At 72.8% G+C, this 19,052-nt stretch carries 16 protein-coding genes; 7 read left to right on the top strand and 9 right to left on the bottom strand.

The genetic code is table 11. From position 1 onward, the window contains the following. Nucleotides 1-12 precede the first annotated feature (12 nt). Together K7C98_RS26210 and K7C98_RS26205 are read right to left on the bottom strand one after the other, a co-directional pair. On the bottom strand, nt 13-1,086 hold the full coding sequence (locus K7C98_RS26210; protein ID WP_224194510.1) for a metallophosphoesterase: 1,074 nt from the start codon (nt 1,084-1,086) through the stop codon (nt 13-15). A gap of 418 nt (nt 1,087-1,504) precedes the next feature. Then, complete coding sequence (locus K7C98_RS26205; RefSeq protein WP_224194509.1) at nt 1,505-2,407, bottom strand: histone deacetylase family protein; 903 nt, start codon at nt 2,405-2,407, stop codon at nt 1,505-1,507. Nucleotides 2,408-2,495: 88 nt separating this feature from the next. Between K7C98_RS26205 and K7C98_RS26200 the strand changes: the two genes are divergently transcribed. The 4 genes from K7C98_RS26200 to K7C98_RS26185 all read left to right on the top strand — a co-directional run bounded on the left by K7C98_RS26200 (nt 2,496) and on the right by K7C98_RS26185 (nt 8,159). Beyond that, complete coding sequence (locus K7C98_RS26200; protein ID WP_224194508.1) at nt 2,496-4,061, top strand: type IV pilus twitching motility protein PilT; 1,566 nt, start codon at nt 2,496-2,498, stop codon at nt 4,059-4,061. Further along, nucleotides 4,061-5,650, top strand: coding sequence for a hypothetical protein (locus tag K7C98_RS26195; RefSeq protein WP_224194507.1), 1,590 nt, complete (start codon nt 4,061-4,063; stop codon nt 5,648-5,650). Before K7C98_RS26200 ends, K7C98_RS26195 begins: the two co-directional genes overlap by 1 nt. Before the next feature lie 124 nt (nt 5,651-5,774). Then, nucleotides 5,775-7,328, top strand: a complete 1,554-nt coding sequence (locus tag K7C98_RS26190) for a hypothetical protein (protein WP_224194506.1) — start codon at nt 5,775-5,777, stop codon at nt 7,326-7,328. Nucleotides 7,329-7,523: 195 nt separating this feature from the next. After that, nucleotides 7,524-8,159 (top strand): hypothetical protein, encoded by a 636-nt coding sequence (locus K7C98_RS26185; protein ID WP_224194505.1) that lies wholly within the window; start codon nt 7,524-7,526, stop codon nt 8,157-8,159. A 55-nt stretch (nt 8,160-8,214) separates the two neighbouring features. Here the strand turns inward: K7C98_RS26185 and K7C98_RS26180 are convergent, their stop codons facing one another. From K7C98_RS26180 to K7C98_RS26170, 3 genes are all read right to left on the bottom strand, one after another. Next, nucleotides 8,215-9,951 (bottom strand): hypothetical protein, encoded by a 1,737-nt coding sequence (locus tag K7C98_RS26180; RefSeq protein WP_224194504.1) that lies wholly within the window; start codon nt 9,949-9,951, stop codon nt 8,215-8,217. After that, entirely contained in the window at nt 9,948-10,841 is an 894-nt protein-coding gene (locus K7C98_RS26175) for a hypothetical protein (protein WP_224194503.1), read from the bottom strand. Before K7C98_RS26175 ends, K7C98_RS26180 begins: the two co-directional genes overlap by 4 nt. 206 nt (nt 10,842-11,047) lie before the next feature. Further along, nucleotides 11,048-11,944, bottom strand: a complete 897-nt coding sequence (locus K7C98_RS26170) for a hypothetical protein (RefSeq protein WP_224194502.1) — start codon at nt 11,942-11,944, stop codon at nt 11,048-11,050. Between the two features lie 122 nt (nt 11,945-12,066). Between K7C98_RS26170 and K7C98_RS26165 the strand changes: the two genes are divergently transcribed. The 3 genes from K7C98_RS26165 to K7C98_RS26155 all read left to right on the top strand — a co-directional run bounded on the left by K7C98_RS26165 (nt 12,067) and on the right by K7C98_RS26155 (nt 15,098). Beyond that, nucleotides 12,067-13,290, top strand: coding sequence for a CapA family protein (locus tag K7C98_RS26165; RefSeq protein WP_224194501.1), 1,224 nt, complete (start codon nt 12,067-12,069; stop codon nt 13,288-13,290). A 201-nt stretch (nt 13,291-13,491) separates the two neighbouring features. After that, nucleotides 13,492-14,574 carry a hypothetical protein gene (locus K7C98_RS26160; RefSeq protein ID WP_224194500.1) on the top strand — a complete coding sequence of 361 codons (1,083 nt, stop codon included), beginning with the start codon at nt 13,492-13,494 and terminating at the stop codon, nt 14,572-14,574. Between the two features lie 335 nt (nt 14,575-14,909). Continuing rightward, complete coding sequence (locus tag K7C98_RS26155; RefSeq protein WP_224194499.1) at nt 14,910-15,098, top strand: DUF1328 family protein; 189 nt, start codon at nt 14,910-14,912, stop codon at nt 15,096-15,098. Nucleotides 15,099-15,280: 182 nt separating this feature from the next. Here the strand turns inward: K7C98_RS26155 and K7C98_RS26150 are convergent, their stop codons facing one another. From K7C98_RS26150 to K7C98_RS26135, 4 genes are read right to left on the bottom strand one after another with little or no spacing between them, the layout of a single operon-like run. Continuing rightward, nucleotides 15,281-16,387, bottom strand: coding sequence for a tRNA dihydrouridine synthase (locus tag K7C98_RS26150; protein ID WP_224194498.1), 1,107 nt, complete (start codon nt 16,385-16,387; stop codon nt 15,281-15,283). Next, complete coding sequence (locus tag K7C98_RS26145; protein ID WP_224194497.1) at nt 16,384-16,719, bottom strand: hypothetical protein; 336 nt, start codon at nt 16,717-16,719, stop codon at nt 16,384-16,386. Before K7C98_RS26145 ends, K7C98_RS26150 begins: the two co-directional genes overlap by 4 nt. Before the next feature lie 56 nt (nt 16,720-16,775). Next, nucleotides 16,776-17,876 carry a 6-phosphofructokinase gene (locus tag K7C98_RS26140; RefSeq protein WP_224194496.1) on the bottom strand — a complete coding sequence of 367 codons (1,101 nt, stop codon included), beginning with the start codon at nt 17,874-17,876 and terminating at the stop codon, nt 16,776-16,778. A gap of 7 nt (nt 17,877-17,883) precedes the next feature. After that, the gene (locus K7C98_RS26135; RefSeq protein ID WP_224194495.1) at nt 17,884-18,915 is read right to left on the bottom strand and encodes an aspartate-semialdehyde dehydrogenase; all 1,032 of its coding nucleotides are present in this window, start codon (nt 18,913-18,915) and stop codon (nt 17,884-17,886) included. Nucleotides 18,916-19,052 lie beyond the last annotated feature (137 nt).

The raw sequence follows: 19,052 nt of genomic DNA, 5'->3' as shown, positions 1-19,052 counted from the left end.
CCGGGTCTGTCGTCAATCGACGTCGAGCTCGATCGTGTACTGCTGGTCGGCGGCGACGAGAAATTCCTCGAGCAGCGGCGAGTAGGTGCGGACGTGCATGGTCCGGCCGTCGGGCATGAGCTCGAGCAGGCGCATGTAACCCTCGCCGCCGACCTCGCGCATCTGATAGTTGGAGAGCATCTGATGGACGACCCGGCCGTGGTCGTTCACGCTCGCCAGGTAGCCGGTGCCGTCGCCGAGCACGTGGCCGTTCAAGGTCATGACGAAGCGGTGGTGGCGGACGAGCTTCTGCCACAGCTGCTCGCCGTCGTTGATCGAGCCCGGCGTCGGGTAATGGTGCGGGTTGTAATCCTGGGGGTTCTCGAGGTCGGTGTAGTCGTAGCGGAGATCGTTGTTGTTGAGGTACGCGTGGGTCACGAGGATCCCGAGGCGGCCGGGGTGCGCGGCCATCACCTCGTCGGCCCAGACGACGACCTCGTCGCGCGGCGCCCACTCGAGCATGACGGCGATCCAGTCGTGCCCGCCCGCCTTGAATAGATGATAGGTGTTATCGAGCTTGCCTGGCTCGTAGGCGCCGCCGAAGCTCGGCAGCTGCGCGGCGTCAGCGAACGAGAACCATGTGTTGAGGCCTGTGTCGCGCGTCGAGGCGTTGCCCAACGGGCCGTAGTCGTGGTTGCCGGGCACGAGCGCGTAGGGGACGACGCCGTCGAGGTTGCTCATCGCGTCGCTCGCGACCTCCCACTCGGGCGCGGTGTTGTTCTGGACGATGTCGCCGAGGTGGAACACGTAGGCGATGTCGAGCTGGTCCGCCTTCTGGGCGATCCACGACGTCTGGAGGTCGAACAATTCGGGGTAGTTGAGCGAGTAGAGCTGAGTGTCGGGCATCACCGCGAACACGGTCGAGCCGGCGGTGAACGGCGGGGGCTTGGGCTCGGGCTCGGGCTCGGGGTCGTCGGGGTCGTCGGGGTCGTCGGGGTCGGGCTCGTCGGGGATCGGCGGGGGGTCGCCGCCGGGCCCCTCGCACGTGAAGATGCCGGGGAAGATATCCAGGCCCACGAATATGGCCAGGGTGCGTGTGGATAGCATGACAGTCGGCTATGTCGCCGGTGCGGATCGCTGTCAAGGCGACGCGACCGCGTCCTCGCGAGAACAGTGGTTGTCCGCCCGACCTCCTCGATCTACGCGCCATGCGCGTGAGTGTCGAGTTGCACTTTGTACAATGATAATGATGTATTTGTATGGCGTTGACCCATGGTCGGTTCGCCGCCTCGTCGTCGTGCGCTGGGAGCCGCGTGTTTTGGGGTCGTGATAGGAATGCAGGCAATTGATCCGCAGCACGATCGGGCCGTCCGCTGCGCTTCGGTGATCGCAGTCATGGCGCGTGGCCCAATTCTCGAGCGACGAGAAGAGCACGATCCTGTGCTCCGGCCCCCTGATGCGCGGCACCGGCGAGCGGCGGAGTGTCACGAATGGGTCGACAGAACGAACGCGTAGAGAGCGGAGCTCACGGCGCGAGCTCGGCGGCGATGCTCACCGTCGTGAAGTGGATGTCGACCACGTCCGCGAGCTCCTTCGCGTAGCCGCCGGCCATCGAGATGGCCGTGGGGACATGTCGATCGCGCAATGTCTGAAGGATCATGCGGTCGCGCCGCGCCAGGCCGTCCTTCGTGAGCGCCAGGCGGCCGAGGCGGTCGCCCTCGTAGGGGTCGGCGCCGGCGAGGTAGATCGCCAGGTCGGGGTCGGCGCGGCGGAGGGCCTCGGCTAGGCCGGCCTCCAGCGCGGCGAGGTACTCCGCGTCGGCGGTGCGGTCGGGCAGGTGGATGTCGAGGTCGCTGACCTGTTTTTTGAAGGGGTAGTTCTTGGCGCCGTGGATCGAGAAGGTGAAGATGGTGTCGTCGCCGGCGAGGATGGCGGCGGTGCCGTCGCCCTGGTGGACGTCGCAGTCGACGACGAGCACGCGGGCGGCGCGGCGCTCGGCCTGCATGACGCGGGCGGCCACGGCGGTGTCGTTGAACACGCAGTAGCCGTCGCCCCGATCGCGGAAGGCGTGGTGGGTGCCGCCGGCGAGGTTGACGGCGAAGCTGCGGTGGATGAGGGCGGCCCGGCAGGCGCCGATGGTGGCGCCGGTCGACCGCAGCGAGCGCTCGACCATCTGCTCCGACCAGGGGAAGCCGATCTCGCGCTGCTCGCGGGCGCTGAGCTCGCCGTGGCAGACGCGGCCGACGTACCCCAGGTCGTGCGCCAGCGCGAGCTGCTCCTCGCTCGCGCGCTCGGGGACGTGCATGTCGGCCGGGTCGACCAGGCCGCTGGCGTCGACGCGCGCGCGCAGGGCCGCGTACTTGGCCATCGGGAAGCGGTGGCCGGGCGGCAGGGGGAGCACGAATTGGTCGGAATAAAACACGTGCACGCGCCCGGACGATGCCACGACCCGGCTGCGCGCGCATCGTGCCGGGAGCACTGGCGAGGGGGCCGGACCTCGCGCTATACCCGCCGCGATGGCTGCCGCGATCGACTCGCTGCTCAAGATCCTCGACGCCCAGAAGGCCGACGGCCTCGTCCTCGCCTCCGACCGCGTCCCCTCGCTCAAGCGCGCCGGCGCCGACGTGCCGCTGTCGATGCCGAAGATCAGCCACGAGATGATGGGGATGTTCTTCGAAGACCTCATCAGCGCCGAGCAGCGCCAGGAGCTCGACGCCCGCAAGGCGGTCAAGGTCGAGCACACCTTCGAGGGCCAGCGCTTCTCCGGCGAGCTCAAGATCGACGGCGGCCGCTACCACCTCAGCCTGGCCAAGGCGCGAGTGGCCGCAGGGACAGGTCCTTCGAGACCTGTCCCGACAGACATGCGAGCGGTGCCCGACCTCCCGCCGGTGCGCGCGGCCGCGACGCCGGCCCCGGTGCGGCCGCCGGCGCCGACGCGCGCGAGCGAGCCGGCGATCCACGAGCCGCCGGTCTCGGTGCCTGCGCCTGTCGTGGGGGACATGTCCGAAGAGCCCGACGAGGAGGCGCAGCGGCTGGCCGACGAGCTGCGCGGGGTGCTGCAGCGGGCCCACTGGGAGGGCGCGGCCGACGTGATCTTCTCGACGGGGCTGGCGCCGCGGGTCCGTTCGGGCGGCGACCTGCGGGAGATCGGGGTGCCGGCGACGGAGGCGGCGATCCTGGCGCTGTTCGCCAGGGTGCTGGGGCCGGAGCAGCGGGCCCGGCTGCGCGCGACGGGCAGCGTCGACGCGGCGCTCGACCTCGGTGGGCTGCGCTTCCGCGCCAACCTGTTCCGCCAGCAGCGCGGGCTGTCGGCGGCGCTCCGGCCGGTGCGCGACAAGGCGCCGACGCTGGCCGAGCTCGGGCTGCCGGACGACTTCACGGCGCTGGTCGGCTACCCGGCGGGGCTGGTGCTGTTCACCGGGCCGACGGGCTCGGGCAAGTCGACGACGCTGGCGGCGCTGGTCGAGCACGTCAACCGCACGGCGGCGAAGCACGTGGTGACGCTCGAGGACCCGATCGAACATGTCTTTACGAGCAGGCGGTCGCTGATCCACCAGCGCGAGGTCGGCCGCGACGTGGCGAGCTTCGCCGAGGGCCTGCGCGCGTCGCTGCGCGAGGCGCCCGACGTCATCCTGCTCGGCGAGATGCGCGACCCGGAGACGATCTCGGCCGCATTGACGGCCGCGGAGACGGGCCACCTCGTGCTGTCGACGCTGCACGCGGCCGGCGCGGCGATGGCGGTCGACCGCATCATCGACGGCTTCTCCGGCCACCAGCAGACCCAGGTGCGGCTGCAGCTGGCCGGGACGCTGCGCGCGATCGTGACGCAGGTGCTGGTGCCGACGGCGCGCCCGAGCGAGCGCGCGGTGGCGTTTGAAAAGATGCTGGTGACGGCGGCGGTGGCGGCGCAGATCCGCGAGGGCCGCGGGCACCAGATCGCCACGGCGATCCAGACCGGCCGCGCCGACGGGATGGTGTCGCTCGAGCAGTCGCTGGCGGCGCTGGTGCGCGCGCGCAAGGTGTCGCTCGAGGCGGCGATGAGCGCGGCGCAGGACCCCGAGGCGCTGCGTCGGTCGATGTGATGGCGGCAGCGCGCGGGCACAGGGCGTTCGTCGCCGCGGCGGTCGCGATCGCCGCGGCGCTGCTGCTGCACGCGCAGGCGTGGCGGTTCATCTGCGACGACGCGTACATCTCGTTCCGCTACGCGTGGAACCTCGCCGAGCACGGGGCGCTCGAGTACAACCTCGGCGAGCGGGTCGAGGGCTATACGAATTTCCTGTGGGTGCTCGTGCTGGCCTTCGGGACATGTCTCGGAGCGCCGCCCGAGGCGCTGGCCCCGTGGCTGACGCAGCTTGGGGCGCTGGCCGGGGCGGCGGCGACGGTCGTGCTGGTGCGAGCGCTGCGCGGGGCGAGCGGGCCGTGGCGCGTCGCCGACCTGATCCCGGCGGCGCTGCTGGCGGCCGCGCCGGAGTACGTGGTGTGGGCCCAGGGCGGGCTCGAGACGGCGTGGGCGGCCGCGCTGGCGCTGGCGGCGATGGCGGCGGCGGCGAGCGGGCGCTGGCGGGCGGCTGGACTGCTGACGGCCCTGGCCGGGCTGACCCGCCTCGACGCGGTGCTGCCGATCGGCGTGTTCGTCGGGACATGGATGTTGGGACATGTCCTCCGGGGCACACGCGATCGGCTGCCGCGCCCGCGCGAGGCGCTGATCGCGGCGGCGCTGGCGGCCGGGCCGCTGCTCGGGCACCTGCTGCTGCGCTACGCGTATTACGGGGAGTGGCTGCCGAACACGTGGACGATCAAGCGCCACGGACGGCTGCTGCGCGACACGTTCGGGGCGGCGTACGTGGGCGCGTGGGCGAGCGCGCTGCGGCTGGTGTGGCTGGCGCCGCTGGCGTTGCTGCTGCGCCCGCGCCACGCGGCGCTGGTGCTGCCGGCCGCGGCGGTGCTTGGCTACGCGTGGTCGGTCGGCGGCGACTTCATGGCCTACGGGCGCTTCCTGGTGGTGGCGACGGCCCTGACGGCCGGTCTGGTCGGCTGGCTGCTGATCGAGGCCGGCGAGCGCTGGCTCGGGCGCCGCGGCCCGCTGGTCGCCGCGCTGGTCGGCGTGGCGCTGGCGGCTGTCCTCGGGGTCATGTCGCGTGAACGTGTTAAAATCGATCGGGCGACGCCGGCCGGGTGGCTCGACGGGCGCTGGGAGGGCGTGACGGCGATGGACCGCTTCGCGCGCGAGCGGGTGCACGTCGGGTCCTGGATGCGCGAACATTTGCCGGCGGACACGACGATCACGGTCGGGGCGGCGGGGGCGCTGCCGTACGCGTCGCGGCTGCGCGCGGTCGATGTCTATGGATTGGTCGATCCGTGGCCGCGGCAGGTCGAGGTGAAGCCGCAGACGCGGGCGCGGCCGGGGCACCAATTGATGGCACCGCAGGCGGTGATCCTGGCGCGCGACCCGGATCTGCTGTGTCACGTCGGCCACGTCGGGCCGCGGCGGCCGTCGCCGGCCGCGGCGCAGAGCCGCGGGTTCGGGCGCACCATGCAATGGGCGTGCGTCGAGCCGGGGCCGGTGGCCGACGCGCGCGAGCCGGGCGGTGTGCTCGATGTCGGCTATTATTGTTGCCTGCGCCCGCGCGGTCGCACGGTCGGGCCATTCAGCGACGGAGCGGGGCCGTGAGGAGGAATGAGGGGTGCGTGGGGGGTCGCGAGGGCGCCGCTCGCCGGGAGAGCGAGCGCTGGTGTCATGATTTGCGGCGGGTGCGCGGGTGCGTGATAAAAACATTCAGCGAGGGGGCGGGGCCGTGAGCGTGTGGGTGGCGCGCTCGCGGGCGCTCGTGGTCGGGCTGGCCGGGCTGTGGGTGCTCGTGCTGCTGATCGTGTTCGCCGGCAGGATCGGCTTTCCGCTCGAGCTCGAATGGATGGAGGGCGGCAGCCTGCACACGGCGCTGCGCCTGCAACAGGGGCAGGCGATCTATCCCGAGCCGTCGGCGGAGTTCGTGCCGTTTTTGTACACGCCGCTGTATCCGGCGGTGCTGGCGGTGCTCGGCTGGGTGCTGCCGCTCGGCTACGCGCTCGGTCGGGCGGTGAGCATCGCGGCGATCGGGGCGGTGGCGTGGGGGCTGTGGCGGCTGGTGCGGCTCGAGGGCAAGCCGCGCGCGCACGCGGCGGCGGCGGTCGGGCTGTTCCTCTCGGGCTACGTGTTCACGTTTCGCTGGTACGACGTGGCCCGCGCGGACAGCCTGTTCCTGGCGCTGATGCTGTGGGGGCTCGTCGCGCTGCGCCACGCGGGCAAGAGCCGCCGGCGCGCGGTGGCGGCGGGCGTGCTGGTGGCGGCGGCGTTCTGGGCCAAGCAGACGGCGGCGGTGTTCGTGCTGGCGAGCGGGGCGGCGGGGCTGATCGTGGCGCCGCGCGTGGTCTGGGTGTACGCGGCGACGATCGCGGCGATCGACGGCGGCGGCGTGCTGCTCGGGCAGTGGCTCACCGAGGGGCGGCTGTGGACGTACATCTACGAGCTGCACCAGGCGCACGCGTTCAACGCGGCCCGCTTCTGGCGCAAGACGTGGGGCATGTTCGTCCACGCGGCGCCGTTCCTGGCGGTGCTGGCGGCGTGGGCGTCGGCGCGTCGGCTGTCCGATTGGAAAGTACTCAAAGAACATGGCCGAGAGGGCAGGTGGAAGGGGCCGGCGTACTGGGGCGTGATCGCGGCGGCGGGGCTGCTGGTGTCGGCGCTCGGCTACTCGACGCAGTGGGCCGAGCCGAACGCGTTCATGCCGGGGGTCTGCTTCGCGGCGGCGTGGCTGGCGGTGATGCTGCCGATCGGCCGCGGCGAGGCGCCGGCGCTCGGGCTGGTGGCGGCGCAGCTGGTGTTCGCGCTGGTGATCGAGCCGCGCTATCAGCCGATCCAGGACCACGGGCTGGCTGGTCTGCGGGACAGCTACACGCGCCAGGACCCTGCGCGCACGCTGCCGCCGGCCGAGCTGCGCGCGCAGGCGGCCGCGCTGCGGGCCGAGCTCCAGGCCGAGCCGCGGCCGATCCTGGCGCTGCACCGGCCGTGGTGGAGCGTGCTCGCCGGCGGTCCGGGGCACGTGGGGTCGATGGGGATCAACGATGTCCCGAAGGACAGGCAGCAGGCGATCGAGGCGACGCTGGCGGCGGCGGTCGAGCGCGGCGAGTTCGCGGCGATCTGGGTCGACGGCGAGCCGCCGCCGTGGTTGCGGCGCTCGCTCCGGCGACGCTACGCGGCCGGGCGCACGCTGGCCGGGGCGGCGCGGGTGCTGCCGATGACGGGCTATATGTCGGCGGCGGGGATGGTGACGCCGTGGACCGGCGTGCAGCACGAATATGTGCGCAGGTAGGCGCCCGCGGGCGCGCGGGCTGCCGTCACTCCCGGTGTGTCTTGCTCGCCGGCTCGTCGACCACGCCGGCGATTCGTGGTTCGTCCTGTGCGCGACGCTCGCGGGTGGTCATGCGTCCTCGCGTGTGGCAAGCTGGGCGCGATCGAGGCGCGGCGCCGGAGGTCTCGGCGCTTCGACTCGAGAGAAGGTGGATGGATGCCCTGGTACAATTGTGACCCGCTCGCCCCCCACGAACGGGGCCTGAGAGACCCGCGCGAGACCTGGGAGCAACGCGAGCAGCGCCTCGCGCGGCGAGTGAGCGAGGCCCACGGCGTGACGCACGAGGTGGCCGCGGGGGCCCTCCGGCGCGTGATCGCCGGCCTGAGGAGCGGTGTTGCACGGTTCGAAGCGACCGAGTACGGCTTCGCCTCGGCGGCCGACCGATCGTCGGCGTTGCTCGACTCGCCCGCGGGCATGGAGAGGCTCCGCGCGGCGGAGACCTGGTCGTGGCGTCCGCTGGAAGAAGTCGACCTCGCCGGGCCGCTCCACGCGATCCAGACCCACATCCGCCACAGCCTCGTGGCTCACAACCTGTTCCATCCCGACAAGAAGCCGGCGCTGCGTGACGAGGTCATCGGTGACCCGGACTACGACCCGCTGCGCGATCTGGCGGCGGTGGAGGCGACCTGGCCGGAGCCGCGAGAGTACGAGTTCCTGCGCCACCCGTGCTTTTGGCGGACCAGGCACGGGCAAGTGATGGTCGTGGACGGGCACCATCGCGTCGCCACCGATCTGCTGCTCGCCAAGACCTTCATCCTCGGGCGGGTCCTTCACCAGAGCGAGCTGGAATGATACCGACCTGCCCGAAGAGGCATGTGGAGTGTCTGCGCCGGTGTCGAGGGGCCGGTCAATTGCCGCCCGCGTAGAGGCTGGTGAGGGGGACGTCGTCCAGGGTGACGACGTCGACCGGGGCGGTGGTGCCGAAGTGGTTCCACAGGTCGACCTCGTTGGAAAGCATGTGCCGCTCGTGGAACAGCAGGCCGGCGCGGGCGCGGGACAGCGGGGCGCCGGCGAGGCCGGGCGGCCAGCGGCCCTCGCGCTCGTACTGCAGGCGGGCGAGCTCGTGGAGGTCGTGGAGGTAGAGCGGACCTGGCCGCCGGGACATGTCGTCGAGCAGCGGGGCGACGGCGCCGCCCCAGAAGCCGCGCAGGAGCCCGAGGTCGGCGGCCCCGCGGGCGCCGCCGGCCAGCGGGGCGTACTGCGAGAGGCCGTGGGGGTGGCCGTGGGCGGTGCTCCACAGCGCGGGCACGAGCAGCAGCGGGAGCAGGGCGGCGGGGAGGTGGCGCAGGCGGCCGGTCGGGGCGAGGCCGCGCCACAGGGTGACGTAGGCGAACGCGGCCGCGAGGGCGAGGAAGGGGTAGGCGGTCAGCCAGTGCTTGGTGCCGCCGAAGATCGGGATGCTCGGCAGGCTGATGAGGAGCAGCGGGAACAGGCCGAACAGCGCCCACAGCAGGCCGTCGCGCGCGGGGTGGCCGCGCAGGGGGGCGGCGAAGGTGTTGGCGGGGAGATCGGCGGGTGGCTTTGCGGACAGGTCCTTGCGGACAGCGAGGACGAGGCCGAGGCCGGCCAGCAGCAGCAGCGCGGTCGGGACGGTCGCCCAGGTGAGGACGAACGGGTAGCTCCACGGCAGCGGGGGCTGGTTGTAATTGATGTGGAGGTATTCGGTGTTGTAATAGGCGTGGAGGCGGTGAAACTCGAAGTATTCGCCGAGGCGGACCAGCGGGTCGCGCCACAGCCACGGCCACAGCGCGAGCACGGTCGGCGGGGCCAGCAGGGCCATGCTGAGGAACGGCAGCGGGAGCCACTGGCCGCGGCTGGGGCGCCGACGGGCGAGCGCGAGGCTGGCGAGGTAGTGGACGCCGAGCAGGACGGGGACGAAGAGGGCGTTGTGCTTGACGGAGATCGCCACGCCGAGCAACGGGCCGAGCAGCAGCGACCAGCGCCACGAGGCGAGGGCCCGGCGGTAGCAGAGGACGACGGCGAGGGTGAGGACGGCGACCGGGACGTCGAAGCAGTGGAGGCCGGCGTGGAACCACACGTGCGGCAGGCCGATGAACCACAGGGCGGCGAGCAGGGCGGGGACGAGCGGGTGGATGGTCCATGTCCCTGGGGACAGGTCCGGGGGCGGCGGTGAGGTGTCCCCAAGGACATGCCCCCGGGGACGGGCGAGGGCGGCGCCGGCGAGGGCCAGGAGGACGACGCCGAGGCCGGCGAGCAGCTGGGCGGGCAGGCGCATGGCGGCGCCCTCGGGCACGAGCGGGAGCAGGCCGGCCTGGGCGCGGGCCTCGGCCGGCTGTCCTTCGGGACCTGGCGCAGAGAACAGGCGAGCGGACAGGCCGCCGGCGAGCTTCATCAAGGCCGGGTGCTCGTGGTTGACGGCGAAGGCGCGGTCGCGGGCGGCGCGGTCGAACAGGGCGGAGGGCGAGCGCAGGCCGCGGACGGCCCAGTCGGCGTAGGCGCGGCTGGCGTGGAAGTAGATGCCCTCGTCGCGCACGTAGCCGACGTCGCGGTGGCCGCGGGCGAGCAGGAGGACGACGACGAGGCCGAGCGCGACGGCGACGAGCGCGGTGAGGCGGCGAGTCACGCGGGCTCCGTGAGGGCGCGCAGGTCGAGGCAGGGGACGCGGCGCGCGTCGGGGTCGTAGCCGCCGGGGGTGAAGGTGCCGGCGAGCAGGCTGGTGACGCGGACGGTGAGCTCGGCCGGGCCCGGGGCGGTGGCGAGCTCGAAGCCGGCCCAGCCCTGGTTGTCGCTGACGAGCCAGCGCGCCCGTGGGACGCCGTCGACCTCGAGCTCGACGACGGCGGGGGCGTCGTTGCGCAGGCGGCCGTTGAAGTCGGTGAAGCCGAGGTGGCCGCGCAGGCGCGCGCCGAGCTCGACGCGACCCCGCAGCTCGAAGGCGGCGCCGTCGCTCATGTCGAGGGCGAGGCAGCGCCGCGGGCGGTAGCCGACCTCGGCCCAGCGCGCGGTGACGCGGCCCTGCTTGCAGACCCACGTCTTCTGCGCCTTCTTGCACGGGCCGTGGCGATCGGCGGGGAGCAGGGCGGGCTGATCGAGGATGTCCCACAGGACATGTCCCGAAGCAGGGGCGGCGAAGTGATGCAGGGCGAGCGGGCCGAGGTCGTCGACGCCGAGCGGCTCGAGGGCGAGTCCGTCGAGGTCGGCGCGGAGGTCGGGGCGCAGCGGTTCGCCGAGCGCGAGGACGTGGAAGCGCGGCGCGCCGTGCAGGTCGGGGCGGCCCAGCGAGCGCTGCAAGGCGGGGAGGTGGCGGCGAGCGACAGGGCCGAGCCAGTCGTCGGCGAGGAGCACCGGCTCGTCGGCCGGGAGCGCGGCGAGGGCCGCGGCGGCGGCGTCCCAGTCTGCGGCGGAGAGGAGCGGGCGATAGGCCCGCGCGGCGGCGATCCACTCGACGGCGGCGACGAGGCCGAAGACGCCGAGCAGGACGGCGGCGCGGCGACGGGTGGCGTCGAGGGGCACGGGCGCAGTGTAGCGAAGGGCGGCGGCGGACGGGAGACGCGAGGGGTCGGCCAGGACTGCCGCGTTCGCCGCGGGGGTCGAACAGCGCGGGCGTCGCTGCGACTCGTGGCGGGACGCCGCACGCGCCGCGCGGTGAACACGAGCGCCGTCTCGCAGGTGCTCGGGTCGTGCGAGTGACGAGAGGGAGGGCATGAGGCGAGCGCCGGTCACGGCGGGATGCCGCACACGCCGACGTCGTCGTAACCGGGAGGGGCCGTGGTGTGCTCGTACCACGGGAGGCACTGCTGATCCTGGCCGTGGCAATCGCCGGCGGTGACGCTACAGAACGGCAGACAGCAGCCGGCCGCGGCCTGGTCGCACTCGGCGGCGAGGGACGGATCGACGCACATCAGGCCGGGGTCGCAGCCGTCGGCGTATTCGCAGGGGTCCCGCTCCTGATCCGCGGCGCCGGAGCGATCGGGCGAACAGACGAAGGTCCCGCTGCTGCCGAGGCCGGGCAAGCAGCGATCGCCGGGCCCGCAGTCCTGCACCAGGGGGTGGCAGGGGGCGAGGCAGTGACACCAGCCATTGGAGAAATTCTCGGCGACCAGTCCTTCGGGACAGGTCGGCTCGGCGGGCGCGCCGGCGCAGAGCGGCACGCACCGGCCGCCGTAGCACTCGAGGCCGAGGTCGCAGCGGTCGTCGGCCCAGGCAGTGCTGTTGCACCCGGGCGTGCACGCGGCGCCGAGGGGCAGGGGGTCGTCCGCGAGCGGGACGCAGCGGTTCTCGGTCCAGTAGCTCACGCCGTCGCCGCGGCTCCACACGCACTTCTGTCCTTCGGGACAGCCATCTATAAAAAGATAGACGTCGCAGCGGCGGTCGCCGAGGTCCGGGCGGGCGCATCCACTTCCGCCGCTCGTGGTCGTGGGGGCGTCGATCCAATCGTCGTCGGTGGTGCCGGCGGACACGGACGCGGCCGAGGCGCCGGTCGTCGCGGGGGGCCGGGAGGCGTTGCAGGTCGCTAGCGCGAATGCGACGGCCGACGCGACACTGGCGCCGCTGCGAGGGGCGACGGTCCCGCGCGCGTCGGCGAGCGCGAGGCCCGGGGGACGTGGGGCTGCCATGACGCCCAGCGTTCAGCAGGTCGCGGGCGCGAACGCGGACCGTCGCGGCGCAGGGTCGCCAACGCACCGGGTGCGCCGAACTCTTGCGTCGGACGAGGGTTTGGGCGTAACTCGCGCGCGCCGTGTTCGGAGCCGTCCGAGTCGCCCTCGCCCTCGCTGTCCTCGGCCTCGCGGCGTGCTCGGGAGCGGGGCGCGACAGCGCGACGGCGGCCCAGCCGACGCTGCCGCCGGTGGTGCAGTCACCTGTCCCGGAGGACAGCCGCGAGCCGGCCGTGAAGGACGCGGCGCCCGAACCCGAGGCGGAGCTGGCGGCCGAGGCGAAGCCGGCGGCGACGGTGGCGAGCCCGCCGCTGCGCGAGCCGATCGAGCTGACGTTCGTCGGCGACATCATCTTCGGCCGCTATCGCACGACGGGCTTCGACCCGATCGTCGGCGAGGGCGAGCGGCCGTTCGACGACATCCTGGCGACGATGCGCAGCGACGTGCTGATCGGCAACCTCGAGACGCCGCTGGTGTACGAGCTGCCGGCGAAGAGCCCGATCGGGGCGAAGTTCGCGTTCGGGGCGTCGAAGGCGATGGCGCAGCACCTGGTCGACGGCGGGTTCACGGCGGTGAGCCTGGCCAACAATCACTCGTTCGACCAGCGCGCGGAGGGGCTGCTGCAGTCGCCGAAGATCCTCGAGGAGCTGGGGATCTTGCCGCTCGGCGCGTCGCGCAGCGAGCCGCCGGTGTTCCGCGTCGAGACGATCGAGCGCCGCGGGTGGAAGATCGGGCTGCTGGCGGTGACGTCGCGCCGCAACGCGCCGCAGTTCGCGGGCACGCCGGAGCTGCCGTTCCTGTCGACGAACGAATTCACCGCGACGCTCGGCCCGCTCATCGACGCCGCCAAGCCGACCCACGATTTAATCATTGTGTTCGTGCACTGGGGCGAGGAGTACGCCGACGCGCCGGGGCGCCACCAGCAGAACCAGGCGCGGGCGCTGCTCGACCGCGGGGCGCATCTGGTGGTCGGGCACCACCCGCACGTGCTGCAGGGCATCGAGAAGTACGGCGAGGGAGCGATCGCGTACTCGCTCGGCAATTTCTTGTTCGAGAACACGAACGAGATCCCCCGACTCACGGGGGTGCTGCGGGCGCGCTTCACCGCGACGTCGTGCCTCGAGGCGCTGACGTTCCACCCGGCCTATATCAAACGCACGCCGAGCAAGCACCCGGTCCCCGCGACCGGCGGGCTCGGCAAGATCGTGCGGACGCGCATGCGGACGCTCAGCGAGGCGCTCGAGACGACGCTCGAGGCGAGCGGCGAGGACCTGGTGCTGCGCCGGAGCTGCGCGGCGGGGAATTGAAGGCTCGCAGCCCTGGACCTCCCCGCGGACGAGCACATCGTGGTTCGTCAGCGAGACAGGCGATTGGGTGCTCGACTGGCGTCGGCGCGATCTGAAGACGAAGAAGAAGCGTGATAGGGTCCGCCCTCGATGCCGGGCTCGATGCATGCTCCCTCTACCGCCGAGCGCGTTCTGGTCGGAGCCCGTGCCACGATCTCGGGCTTGTTCGCCGCTGTCTTGCTCGCCTGCGGCGACGATACGTCGGGGCAGAATTCGACGGACGGTACGACGTCGAGCGGCGGGTCCGAGTCCGCGACCAGCACCGCCGACGACCCGACGGGCCACCCTTCGGGTGTGCGGGTCGTGGTCCCCGAGGCGCTGTCGCTCTGCGCGAACTCGCATGTCTCGACGAGCGTGCCCGAGGCATTCGCGCTCAATGCCCGGCTCGAGGTGCCTGCCGGTGAGCACGAGCTCGGGCCGCGCGTCGTATGGCCGGCCGACGAAGACGGGATGTTGCAGGGAGGGCCGCCCTCGGGGGCGGACATCGAGCTCGGCGCGACCATCGAGTTTCCGAATGTGAAGTCGGGGGTGCACGCGTTCGGCGGTGGGAACTGGGCGGCCGTCGCGGATCGCGACCTGTGGGGAGCCGAGGCGCCCGGGCTGGTCTGGATGTCGCCGGCGAGGACACCGACGAGTGAGAGCGCGCCGCTCAGCGCGGCGTTCTTGCGCGTCGGGATCGCCGGCGTCCCGGACGGGCAAGAGACGTTGGTTCTGCGGCCGCCGTCCACGCCGGAGGAGGCGCAGGACTTCCAGGTCCTCGTCGCCTGCGACAACACGGCGGTCGACGCGTGCTCGATCGGCGATGTGGCGCAGCCGCAGGGGATCGGCATCGAGCTCGCTCCCTGCGATTTCGGTGAGGTGCCGATCCGGCGCTGGACGGTGGACACGGCGCGCGGCACCTTCAGGTTCGAGCTGCAGAACCTCGAGCGCCTGGCCAGCTCCCGCGCCGGACTGGCGCTCCTGCTCCGCGTCGAGGGCGAGCTCGACGGCCAACCGTTCGTGCAGGACGATGTCATGTCGTTGACGATGGCTCGCGGCGGCTTCAGCCCCACCGGGGTGGGCACCAGCCTCGGCGTGCTGTTCCCCGAGTCCATCGCCGGCGTGTGCGGCGTCCTCGTCGAGAACCTCGACTTCGCGCCGCAGAGCCCCCTGGACCCGCTCGGCCGGATCGGGTTCGAGATCACCTGCGAGCGCGAGCGCGGGGCGGCGTTCGAGGTCCACGGGTACACCGAGGACTGGTCGTGACCAGAGGCGAGCGCGGTGCGACGCGTGTTCGAGGCATGTCTCATGGGACATGTTGTTTCGCCGTCCCGCATCTCGCGTGAGGCAGTCGAACGACTCCGGGCGAGCGGCGGGACCGGGCGCCGACGCGGCGGTCGATCGAAGATTCGGCGATGGATCGCGGGGCCAGGTCCGATCGGACACGGCGCGGGGAGCATGGCGCTTCGAACATCAAGGAAGCGTCAGGGGGCTTCGCGCCGCGCGCCGGTGCGATGGACTACCCACGAGTTCAGGACCGCGCTTGACAGGTCTGGCCGACCGTTTCATGAAAAGTGCGAACCCGCGAGACGAAGTAAGAGATGCTCATCTGGACGGTCAGCTTCTTGACGCTCGCGCTCCTGGCCGGAGCGCTCGGGTTCTCGGGGTATACCAGCACGACCCCGAAGGTCGCGGCGACCACCGCCAGCGGGATGGCGCGCATGCTGTTCCTGGTGTTCCTGTTCGCCGCGGTCGTCACCCTCGTCCTCGGCTTCTTCCGCGGCTGGTGACGGCTCCAGGCCCGCGTGCGCGTCGCCGCTGCGGCGCGCCGTGGCCGTGAATTCCGCTCGTTCGACAAGCAGACGCAGCACCCCCGCGCAGGCAGGACTCGACACACGGCCTGCGCGGGGTTTTTTACGTGGTTCTGCGGGCCCTGCGGCGAGCGAGGCCGCGAGAGACTTTTGTCGCGAGCCTAGGCCATGGTGTCGAGGTGTTCGGCGATCGGCGGCCAGGCGGCGGCGGCCTTGGTCGCGGCGAAGTGCGGCTCGACGCGCGGGTCGAGCTGGGCGGCCAGGCGCAGCCACTGCTTGACCCGGGCCACGGCGCGGCCCGGCTCCAGCCCGTCCTCGCGCATCGCGGCGTGGTAGTCGCGCACGATCGCCGCCAGCTCGGCGAGCGGCAGCGGGCCGTCGTGGCGCTCGCCGCGGATGACGGCGAACAGGTCGGGGCGGGCCATGGCCGCGCGGCCGATCATGAAGGCCTGGCAGCAGCTCTGAGCTGCACAATGGGACAGGTCCTCGGGGACACGCAGGTCGCCGTTGGCGACCACGGGGATGTCGACGGCCGCGCGGGCGCGGGCGAGGTCGGGCCAGCGCACGGGCGGCTGGTAGAGCTGGGTGCGCGTGCGGGCGTGGACGGTGAGCCAGGCGGCGCCGCCGTCGGCGGCGGCGGCGGCGATCTCCTCGAGGCCGTCGCTCGAGTCCCAGCCGACGCGGACCTTGGCGGTGACGGGGACGTGCTCGGGGACGCGGTCGCGGACGGCGGCGACGATGGCACGGATCCGCTGCGGGGCGCGCAGCAGGCTGGCGCCGCCGTCGTGGTTGTTGACGGTCTTGGCGGGGCAGCCGAAGTTGAGGTCGATGCCGGGGGCGCCGAGCTCGGCGGCGCGGCGGGCCGTCTCCGCCAGCGGCTCGGGGTCGCCGCCGAGGAGTTGCACGTACACGGGGACGCCGGCGCGGGTGTGGCCGCCGCGGGCGAGCTCGGGGACGTCGCGCAGCAGCACCGCGGCGGGCACGGGGTCGCGGGTGACCCGCACGAACTCGGACACGCACAGGCTGATGCCGCTGCGGCCGCCGAACTGGTCGGTGAGCAGGCGGCGGTAGACGGCGTCGGTGATGCCGTCCATCGGCGCGAGCGCGAGGTAGAGGCCGGGCTCGCCGGGGCGGGCGGCGACGCGGCCGCGCTCGGCCCAGGTCGCGGCCCAGCGGGCGGCGCTGTCCTGTCGCATGTCCGCGAGGACAGCTTCGCCGACGCGCCGGGCAGGGTCGGCGACGAAGCGCTCGCAGGCCCCGACGGTCATGGCGCGCGGTCGTCTTCGTCTTCGTCGATCTCGCTCTCGGCGGCGAGGTCGAGGTCGAGCTGGTGGTCGAGCTCGCTCGACCAGGGGGCGAGCAGCAGCTCGTAGCAGCGGGTCTGCACGACCTCGCCGAAGGCGTCCCGACGGCGGAGGTGGCGGCACAGGAAGCCGCTCGGGGTCAGGCGCCGCGCGCCGAGCAGGGCCCAGATCGCGTGCTCGATCGCCTCGGCCGTGTAGCCGCGGCCGACCAGCGCGTCGACCAGCTGACCCATCGCCACACCGCGCGTGCCGGCACCGTCCGCGTGCTCGAGGATCGCCTGACTGATTCCGTCCATGGGAGGCGGGAGGATGGCGCGGCTTGCGTCGGCCCGCAACCCCGCAACGCCGAGGGTCAGGCGTCGCCGAAACTGATGCCAAGCCCGCGGGCGTGGGCGACGAGCTGACCGCGGGGGTCGACGGCTCGCATCTTCTTCACCGCGAGCTCGAGCGGGACGGTCCTGATGTCGGGCGGCTGCGACGAGACCAGCACGCTCCGCTCGCCGCGCAGCGCGGCCTCGACGGCCTCGACGCCGAGCCGGCTGGCGAGCAGGCGGTCGTAGGCGGTGGGCGTGCCGCCGCGCTGGATGTGACCCAGCGCGGTGACTCGCAGCTCGAGCTCGGGGACGACGGCGGCGATCTCTTCGGCGACGCGCTGGCCGGCGCCGCCGAGGATCGAGCTGGGGCCGATCCCGCCGGAGGCGACCGGCTTGTGCGAGAGCTCGCCGCCGACGCAGGCGCAGCCCTCGGCGACGACGACGAGGGCGAAGTGACGGCCGGTGCCGAGGGTGCGCATGAGGTCGCGGGCGACGTGGACCGGCGAGTAGGGCAGCTCGGGGATCAGGATGACGTCGGCGCCGCCGGCGATCCCGCTGTGCAGGGCGATCCACCCGGCGTGACGGCCCATGACCTCGAGGATCATGGTGCGGTCGTGCGACTCGGCGGTGGTGCGCAGGCGGTCGAGCGCGTCGGTGACGACCTGCACGGCGGTCCCGAAGCCGAACGTCTCGACGGTCGCGTCGAGGTCGTTGTCGATGGTCTTCGGCACGCCGATCACGGTCATGCCGCGGCGCGCCAGCTCGAGCGAGATCGCCTGCGAGCCGTCGCCGCCGACGTTGATGAGCACGTCGATGCCGAGCGCCTCGGCCCGCGCCAGCAGCTCGTCGCCGCGGTCGCGCGGCGGCGCCTTGCCGTCGCGCCAGGCGAACGGGCTGCAGCGGTTGGTGGTGCCGAGCACGGTGCCGCCGCGCGCGAGGATCGGCGCGACCTCGATCGGGGTCAGCGCGCGCACGGTGGCACCTGTCCCTTCGAGCAGGCCGTTGAGGCCGTCCTCGATGCCGAGGACCTCGAGGCCGGCGGCGTGGGCCCGCAGGACGACGGCGCGGATCACCGCGTTGAGGCCGGGGCAGTCGCCGCCGCCGGTGGCGATGGCCAGCTTGCGTGGGGTCGTGGGCATATGTCCTTCAGGGCATGTCGCCCGGGGCCTGGAGGGTGGGGTCGACGGCGGGGTACCAGCGCGCGGCGATCCGCACCGCGTTGGTGGCGGCGCCGAGGCGCAGGTTGTCGCCGGCGACGGTGAAGCACACGGTGGCGGGGTCGTGCGGGACGACGCGGACGCGGCCGACCAGGGTGAGGTCGCGCTCGTGCACGCAGGCGAGCGCGGACAGGCCGGCGCCGTCGGCCGTGGGGACGACGCGGAGGAAGGGGCCCTCGGCCCACGCGGCGGCGACGTCGGCGGGGGTGACGGGCCGCTCGCAGGTCAGCCACACCTGCTCGTAGTGGCCGACGGCGACGGCGACGCGGCAGGCCTGGGCGGAGATCGGGAGGTCGGCGAAGGCGAGGATCTTGCTGCTCTCGGTCATGAGCTTGCGCTCCTCGGCCGAGAAGCCGCTGTCGTCGGTCTTGCCGTTGTGCGGGACGGTGTTGCCTGCGTACCCCGAGGGCGAGAAGGCGAGACCCAGGCGGTTCTGCGCGGCGTAGCCGACCTGGGCGTCGAGCAGGAACTGGTCGAGGGCGGCGATGCCGGCGCCGCTGATGGCCTGGTAGGTGGAGACCGCGAGGCCGCGGATGCCGAAGCGGCGCCGCAGCGGCGCGAGCGCGAGCGTCAGCGGGATGGTCGTGCAATTGGGGTTGGCGACCAGCCGGACCTCGTCGCCGACCAGGCCGTCGTTGACCCCGGCGGCCACCAGCGGGACCGCAGGGTCGCCGCGGTAGGCGTTGCTCTTGTCGATCACCCGGTAGCCGAGCGCCAACAGCCGCGGCACGTAGCGCGCGCTGTGCTCGTCGTCGAGCGCCACGAACGCCAGCTCGCCGCCGGTCGCGTCGAGGGCGTCGAGGGCGTTCGCCGCCTTGACCTCGAAGCGGCGGCCGTCGACCTCGACCTCCTGGTCGCGGCTGGCGAAGAGGGCGAGCTGCGCGCCCGGCCAGGCGCGCGGGATGAGGTGGAGCAGCTCGCGGCCGACGAGGCCGGTGGCGCCGAGGATGCAGACCCGCATTGTGCGCGGGAGTGTAACACGGGTCGTCCGCCCGCGCGCGACCCGCGGGACGGCCCCGGAGCCCCGGCGCGGACGGGCGTCGGACAGATGTCTCGATGAACATGTCGCGAAAGACATGTTGTGGGCGCCCGCCCGGC

The sequence above is a fragment of the Nannocystis pusilla genome, from assembly GCF_020073745.1.
Taxonomy (GTDB): domain Bacteria; phylum Myxococcota_A; class Polyangia; order Nannocystales; family Nannocystaceae; genus Nannocystis; species Nannocystis radixulma.
The sequence above is the reverse complement of the archived record's forward strand: the minus strand, read 5'-3'. Positions and strand labels throughout refer to the sequence as shown.